Origin of the sequence: Rhodobaculum claviforme (assembly GCF_016653255.1) — a bacterium.
Lineage (GTDB): Bacteria > Pseudomonadota > Alphaproteobacteria > Rhodobacterales > Rhodobacteraceae > Rhodobaculum > Rhodobaculum claviforme.
Window position 1 is genome coordinate 1 of the sequence record NZ_NHSD01000243.1, and the last position, 6837, is coordinate 6837.

Sequence of the window (6837 nt, forward strand, 5' to 3'; positions counted from 1 at the left end):
ACGTGGGGCGGGTGGGGCGGTGCCCGGCGGCCAGACGCGGGCTCAGCCCGTGGCGATTTCGCGGCGGACCTCGTCCAGAAGGCGGCGGGCCTCGGAGCCCTCGATGCGCTGGATGTCGTCCTGGTACTTCAGGATCGCGCCGAGGGTGTCGGAGATCACCTCGGGCGACAGCGCGATCACGTCGAGCGCGAGCAGGCATCTGGCCCAGTCGATGGTCTCGGCCACGCCGGGCTTCTTGAACAGATCCGCGCCGCGCAGGCGCTGGACGAAGGCCACCACCTCGCGCGAGAGCTGCGCCGAGGCTTCGGGCACGCGGGCGGCGAGGATCTCCATCTCGCGCTCGAATGCCGGATAATCGACCCAGTGATAGAGGCACCGGCGTTTCAGCGCGTCGTGCACCTCGCGCGTGCGGTTGGAGGTCAGGATCACGATGGGCGGGGCGGGGGCGCGGATGGTGCCCATCTCGGGGATGGTGACCTGGAACTCCGACAGCGCCTCCAGCAGGAAGGCCTCGAACGGGGCGTCGGTGCGGTCGAGCTCGTCGATCAGCAGGACCGGCGGGCCGCCGGGCTGGGGCCGCATCGCCTCCAGCAGGGGGCGCGCGATCAGGAATTCGTCCGAAAACAGATCGTGGCGCAGGTGGGTGGTGTCGCCGCCCCCGGCCTCGGCCGCGCGGATGGCGACCATCTGGGCGGGGAAGTTCCATTCCGCCACCGCCGAGGCCGCGTCCAGCCCCTCGTAGCATTGCAGGCGGATCAGGCGACGGCCCAGGGCGGCCGCCAGCACCTTGGCGATCTCGGTCTTGCCGACGCCGGCGGCGCCCTCCAGGAACAAGGGCCGGCCGAGGCGCAGCGCGAGGAACACCACCGTCGACAGCGCGCGGTCGGCGACATAGCCCTGTTCGCCCAGCAGCGCCTGCACCGCGTCGATCGATCCTGTCCGCTGGTCCAAGCGCGCCCTCCCCCTGCCTGTGCGCCCATGCTGCACAGCCCCCCGCCCGGGTCAAGCCGGGGTCATGCCGGGGTGGGTGGCAGGGTCGGGGCGGCGGCTCAGAACCGGCCGGAGATGCCCACCCGCGCCTCGCCCGACACGCTCAGGCCCGGCGGCGGGGCGGGCTGTTCGGGCGCGCTGGCCACTCCGCAGCCCGACAGCATCAGCAGCACGCCCTTGATCACCACCAGAAGCAGCAGCAGGCCGAGCAGTTTTTTCATCCCAGACGCTCCTGCCACGCGGCGATCTGCGTGCGCACCTGTGCGGGCGCGGTGCCGCCGAAGCTGGTGCGGCTGGCGACCGAGTTGTGCACGCCCAGCACCTCGAACACCGCCTCGGTGATGGCGGGGTGCTCGGCCTGCATCTCGGCCAGGCTCAGGTCGGGCAGGTCGCAGCCCTTCGCCTCGGCCCGGGCCACCAGCGCGCCGGTGACGTGGTGGGCGTCGCGGAAGGGCAGGTCGGCGACCCGCACCAGCCAGTCCGCCAGATCGGTGGCGGTGGAGAAACCGGCCGCCGCCGCCGCCTCCAGCGCGGGGCGGTTGGCGGTCATGTCGCGCACCATCCCCTCCATCGCGGCAAGGCACAGCAGCAGCGTGTCGGCGGCGTCAAAGATCTGCTCCTTGTCCTCCTGCATGTCCTTGGAATACGCGAGCGGCAGCCCCTTCATCACCGTGAACAGCGCGACCGTGGAGCCCAGGATCCGCCCGATCTTGGCGCGCAGAAGCTCCGCCGCGTCGGGGTTCTTCTTCTGCGGCATGATGGACGAGCCGGTGGAGAACCGGTCCGACAGCGCCACGAACCGGAACTGCGCCGAGGACCAGATCACGATTTCCTCGGCCAGCCGCGACAGATGCACCGCGCAGATCGAGGCCGCCGCGAGGAACTCCAGCGCGAAGTCCCGCGCCGACACCGCGTCCAGCGAATTGGCCATGGGGCGGTCGAAGCCCAGGTCGCGCGCCGTCATCTCCCGGTCGATGGGGAAGGAGGTCCCGGCCAGCGCCGCCGCTCCCAGCGGACATTCGTTCAGCCGTGCGCGCGCATCGCGCATCCGGCCCGCGTCGCGGCCCAGCATCTCCACATAGGCCAGCATGTGGTGGCCCCAGGTCACCGGCTGCGCGGTCTGCAGGTGGGTAAAGCCCGGCATCACCCAGTCCGCGCCGGCCTCGGCCTGTTCCAGCAGCGCGCGTTGCAGCGCGGCCATGCCGTCGATGCTGGCGTCCATCCGGTCGCGCAGCCACAGCCGCAGGTCGGTCGCCACCTGATCGTTGCGCGAGCGCGCGGTGTGCAGCCGCCCGGCGGGCGCCCCGATGACCTCGCGCAGGCGGGATTCCACGTTCATGTGGATGTCCTCCAGCGCGGTGGAGAACCGGAACTCCCCCCCCTCGATCTCTGACAACACGGTGAGAAGGCCTTCCCGGATCGCCGCCGCGTCGCTATCGCTGACGATGCCGGTGGCGGCCAGCATGGCGGCATGCGCGCGCGATCCGGCGATGTCCTCGGCCGCCATGCGACGGTCGAACCCGATGGAGGCGTTGATCGCCTCCATGATCGCGTCGGGGCTGTGGGCAAAGCGCCCGCCCCACATGCTGTTGGAGGTGCCCTCGGCCATGCGTCTTTCCCCCATGCGGTGCGCGGCAACGGTGTGTGCGGCGATGATCTACACGGCCTTGGCGCTGGCTGCAAACGCGGCCTCGCCCGAGGTTCTGCGCGATCTGCGCAGCGGCGACATGCGCGCGCTGGTGATCCACGACACCCCGCGCGACGTGCCCGCGGCCGAGCTTCTGGACGGTGATGACGCGGTGCACCGGCTGGAGGACTGGCGCGGGCGCTGGCTGGTGGTGAACTTCTGGGCGACGTGGTGCCCGCCCTGCCGGGCCGAGATGCCGGGGCTGGACCGGCTGGAGGCGGCGCTGGGCGGGCCGGGGTTCGCCGTGCTGCCGGTGGCAACCGGGCGCAACCCGATGCCCGCCGTGCGCCGGTTCTACCAGGAGGCGGGGCTTGCGCATCTGCCGATCCTGCGCGACCCGCGCCAGGGGTTCGCGGCGGCGATGGGGGTGTTCGGGTTGCCGGTGACGGTGATCCTCGACCCCGATGGGCGCGAGGTCGCGCGCCTGACCGGGGATGCGCATTGGGACGGGCCGGAGGCGCGGGCGATCCTGGACGCGTTGCTGGCGCAGGAAGATACTGACAATTTGAACGAACGGTGAATTTTAACCTTCTGGCAAGAGATTCGCCCGCACACAGACCCCAGGGCGTTGGTGTGCCCGGAGGATCAGTGATGCCGAGCCCGTGGCAAGCCGAGCGTGAGGGACCCTTCTGCGGGACGGGCCATGCCGACGCGGGCGATCCGGCACTGTCCGATCCGGTGCTGTCCGATCCGGTGGCGGTGGTGCGCGCGGCGCTGGCCGGTGGGGCCGCGGCGCTGGCATTCCAGCCGGTGGTGCAGGCGCGGGCGCCGCACATCCCGGCCTTTCACGAGGGGTTGATGCGGCTGCAGGATGCGTCGGGCCGGGTGATCCCCGCCGGCGCCTTCATCGACGCGATCGAGGATCATCCGCTGGGCCGCGAGGTCGACATGCTCGCGCTGGGGATGGGCTTGCGCGCCCTGCGCGCCACGCCGTCGCTGCGGCTGTCGATCAACATGTCGACGCGCTCGGTGATGCACCGCCCCTGGCGGGAGGTGTTGCGCACCGGCCTCGCCGCCGACCCCACGGTGGGTGAGCGTCTCATCCTGGAGGTGACGGAGGCCTCGGCCATGGACCACCCGGAGGTGTTCGCAACCTTCATGCGCGAGGTACAGACCACCGGCGTGGCCTTTGCGCTGGACGATTTCGGCGCGGGGGCGACGGCGTTCCGCTACCTGCGGAGCTTTCGCTTCGATGCGGTCAAGATCGACGGGCAGTTCATCCGCGACCTGCCCGGCAACGGTGACGGTCGGGTGCTGGTGTCGGCGCTGGTCCGCATCGCGCGCCACTTCGAGATGCTGAGCGTCGCCGAGAAGGTCGAGACCGAGGCCGAGGCCGCCGCCTGTGCCCGGCTGGGGGTGCAGTGCCTGCAGGGCTATCGCTTCGGCGCCCCGGTGCTGCGGCCCGAATGGGGCTGCGACGCGCGGCTGATCGCCTGAGGCGCGGGTCCCGCCCGGGGCCGTTGACCGGGCCCGGCAAGCCCCCCCCCGCGACAGGTCCCGTGACAGGCCACTTGACAGCCCCGTGACGGGCGCTGGACGGGCGCCGCGGTGGTGCCGCGCCATCGCCGTCCGGATTGATCTTCGCTGCCAAGCCGCATACCTTCGCATCCAACGGATCGGGCGCCTGTCGGCCTGCCCGGACCGACACGGCCGGGGCGCAGCCGCGTCCCGGACAGCGAAAGGATGCTTGCATGACCAACGTCGTGATCGTCTCGGCTGGCCGCACCGCGGTGGGCAGCTTCAACGGCAGCTTTGCCAACACCCCGGCCCATGACCTCGGGGCCGCCGTGCTTGCCGCACTTGTCGCGCGCGCGGGCATCGACCCGGCCGAGGTGTCGGAGACCATCCTCGGCCAGGTGCTGACCGCGGGCCAGGGCCAGAACCCCGCCCGCCAGGCCCATATCAAGGCCGGCCTGCCCGTCGAATCCGCCGCCTGGGGCATCAACCAGGTCTGCGGCTCCGGCCTCCGGGCGGTCGCGCTGGGCGCTCAGCACATCCAGTTGGGCGACGCGGCCATCGTCGCCGCCGGCGGTCAGGAGAACATGAGCCTGAGCACCCATGTCGCGCACATGCGCGCGGGCACCAAGATGGGCGACGTGAAGTTCATCGACTCGATGATCCGCGACGGGCTGTGGGATGCCTTCAACGGCTACCACATGGGCCAGACCGCCGAGAACGTGGCCGAGCAGTGGCAGATCAGCCGCGAGCAGCAGGATGAATTCGCGCTGGCTTCGCAGAACAAGGCAGAGGCCGCCCAGAAGGCCGGCAAGTTCAAGGACGAGATCATCTCCTTCACCGTCAAGACCCGCAAGGGCGAGACGGTGGTGGACGCCGACGAATACATCCGCCACGGCGCGACGCTGGAAAGCATGACCAAGCTGCGCCCGGCCTTTGCCAAGGACGGCAGCGTCACGGCGGGCAACGCCAGCGGCATCAACGACGGCGCCGCCGGTGTGCTGCTGATGAGCGCCGAGGAGGCCGAGCGCCGCGGTCTGGAGCCGCTCGCGCGCATCGCCAGCCACGCCACCGCGGGGCTCGACCCGTCGATCATGGGCGTTGGCCCCATCTCCGCCAGCCGCAAGGCGCTGGAGAAGGCCGGCTGGAAGCCCGCCGATCTGGACCTGATCGAGGCCAACGAGGCCTTTGCCGCCCAGGCCTGCGCGGTCAACAAGGACATGGGCTGGGACACCGCGCGGGTGAACGTCAACGGCGGCGCCATCGCCATCGGCCACCCCATCGGCGCCTCGGGCGCGCGCATCCTCAACACCCTTCTGTTCGAGATGCAGCGCCGCGACGCGAAGAAGGGCCTGGCCACCCTGTGCATCGGCGGCGGCATGGGCGTCGCCATGTGCCTGGAACGCTGACGGCAATATTGTTGCGCGAGGCGTCTGCCTCGCGTAACACCATGCCGAACGGACCCAAACGCCTGGAGGAGACATGGGACGAGTGGCACTGGTCACCGGCGGCACGCGCGGCATCGGCGCGGCCATTTCGGTGGCGCTGAAGGACGCGGGCTACACGGTGGCGGCGAATTATGCCGGCAACGATGCGGCGGCGCAGAAGTTCACCGAGCAGACCGGCATCAAGACCTACAAATGGTCGGTGGCCGATTATGAGGCGAGCAAGGCCGGCGCCGCGCAGGTGGAGGCGGATCTGGGCCCGATCGAGGTGGTGATCGCCAACGCCGGCATCACCCGCGACGCCCCCTTCCACAAGATGACCCCCCAGCAGTGGCAGGAGGTCATCGACACCAACCTGACGGGCGTGTTCAACACCGTCCACCCGATCTGGCCCGGCATGCGCGAGCGCAAGTTCGGCCGCGTCGTCGTCATCAGCTCGGTCAATGGCCAGAAGGGCCAGTTCGCCCAGGTGAACTATGCCGCCACCAAGGCAGGCGACCTGGGGATCATCAAGAGCCTGGCGCAGGAGGGTGCGCGCTTCGGCATCACCGCCAACGCCGTGTGTCCGGGCTATATCGCCACCGAGATGGTGATGGCCGTCCCCGAAAAGGTGCGCGAGAGCATCATCGCACAGATCCCCGCCGGTCGCCTGGGTGAGCCCGAGGAGATCGCGCGCTGCGTGGCGTTCCTCGTGTCCGACGACGCGGGCTTCATCAGCGGCTCCACCGTGTCGGCCAACGGCGGACAGTTCGTGGTCTGAGCGCCGTCGCGACGCACACCGTCCACCCTTGCTGTGGGCGCGGGGCCGGTCCGGTGGGGCCGGCCCCTTTTCTTGCAGGCAGGGGCGGACATGACGCGGACACGGGCGACGGCGGTGGGGTTCGGGGCGGTGCTGCTGTGGGCGCTGCTGGCGCTGCTGACGGTCGGATCGGCGCCGGTGCCGCCGCTAATGCTCAATGCGCTGTGCTTCGGGCTGGGCGGCGTGGTGGGGCTGGTCTGGGCGGCGGCGCGGGGCCGGCTGGGGCTGTTGCGCACGGTGCCGCTGCGGGTGCTGGTGTTCGGCACGGCGGGGCTGTTCGGTTATCATGCGTTGTACTTCAGTGCGCTGCGTCTGGCGCCCCCGGCCGAGGCCGGGCTGATCGCCTATCTCTGGCCGCTTCTGATCGTGGTGTTCTCGGGCCTGCTGCCGGGCGAGCGGCTGCGCCCCGGCCATGTGCTGGGCGCGGTTCTGGCCTTTGGCGGGGCGGCGGTGATCCTGGC

The 6837-nt window shown here is 70.7% G+C and carries 8 protein-coding genes; 5 read left to right on the forward strand and 3 right to left on the reverse strand.

Translation table 11 applies throughout. The features are described from left to right. Positions 1-42: 42 nt before the first annotated feature. The 3 genes from CCR87_RS08785 to argH form a co-directional block, all read right to left on the reverse strand. Entirely contained in the window at positions 43-951 is a 909-nt protein-coding gene (locus tag CCR87_RS08785; RefSeq protein ID WP_201157153.1) for an AAA family ATPase, read from the reverse strand. A gap of 98 nt (positions 952-1049) precedes the next feature. Beyond that, positions 1050-1211: an argininosuccinate lyase gene (locus CCR87_RS08790; protein ID WP_201157154.1), complete on the reverse strand. Its 162-nt coding sequence runs from the start codon at positions 1209-1211 to the stop codon at positions 1050-1052. Beyond that, the gene (argH, locus tag CCR87_RS08795; RefSeq protein WP_201157155.1) at positions 1208-2599 is read right to left on the reverse strand and encodes an argininosuccinate lyase; all 1392 of its coding nucleotides are present in this window, start codon (positions 2597-2599) and stop codon (positions 1208-1210) included. The genes CCR87_RS08790 and argH overlap by 4 nt, the downstream gene beginning before the upstream one ends. 43 nt (positions 2600-2642) lie before the next feature. Here argH and CCR87_RS08800 point away from each other — a divergent pair, with 43 nt between their 5' ends. From CCR87_RS08800 to CCR87_RS08820, 5 genes are all read left to right on the forward strand, one after another. Further along, positions 2643-3197: a TlpA family protein disulfide reductase gene (locus CCR87_RS08800; protein ID WP_242511932.1), complete on the forward strand. Its 555-nt coding sequence runs from the start codon at positions 2643-2645 to the stop codon at positions 3195-3197. A 71-nt stretch (positions 3198-3268) separates the two neighbouring features. Continuing rightward, positions 3269-4114 carry an EAL domain-containing protein gene (locus CCR87_RS08805; RefSeq protein WP_201157157.1) on the forward strand — a complete coding sequence of 282 codons (846 nt, stop codon included), beginning with the start codon at positions 3269-3271 and terminating at the stop codon, positions 4112-4114. Positions 4115-4368: 254 nt separating this feature from the next. Beyond that, positions 4369-5541 (forward strand): acetyl-CoA C-acetyltransferase, encoded by a 1173-nt coding sequence (locus tag CCR87_RS08810; RefSeq protein WP_201157158.1) that lies wholly within the window; start codon positions 4369-4371, stop codon positions 5539-5541. A 73-nt stretch (positions 5542-5614) separates the two neighbouring features. Continuing rightward, positions 5615-6337, forward strand: a complete 723-nt coding sequence (gene phbB, locus CCR87_RS08815; protein ID WP_201157159.1) for an acetoacetyl-CoA reductase — start codon at positions 5615-5617, stop codon at positions 6335-6337. Positions 6338-6427: 90 nt separating this feature from the next. Further along, on the forward strand, positions 6428-6837 hold a 410-nt coding region (locus tag CCR87_RS08820), incomplete at its 3' end, for a DMT family transporter (RefSeq protein WP_201157160.1).

What these genes read in the sequence shown, in the direction of transcription:
- CCR87_RS08805 (WP_201157157.1), top strand. Translation starts at nt 3,269, where the DNA reads ATGCCGAGCCCGTGGCAAGCCGAGCGTGAGGGACCCTTCTGCGGGACG.
- CCR87_RS08790 (WP_201157154.1), bottom strand. Translation starts at nt 1,211, where the DNA reads ATGAAAAAACTGCTCGGCCTGCTGCTGCTTCTGGTGGTGATCAAGGGC.
- CCR87_RS08800 (WP_242511932.1), top strand. Translation starts at nt 2,643, where the DNA reads ATGATCTACACGGCCTTGGCGCTGGCTGCAAACGCGGCCTCGCCCGAG.
- phbB (WP_201157159.1), top strand. Translation starts at nt 5,615, where the DNA reads ATGGGACGAGTGGCACTGGTCACCGGCGGCACGCGCGGCATCGGCGCG.
- CCR87_RS08810 (WP_201157158.1), top strand. Translation starts at nt 4,369, where the DNA reads ATGACCAACGTCGTGATCGTCTCGGCTGGCCGCACCGCGGTGGGCAGC.
- argH (WP_201157155.1), bottom strand. Translation starts at nt 2,599, where the DNA reads ATGGCCGAGGGCACCTCCAACAGCATGTGGGGCGGGCGCTTTGCCCAC.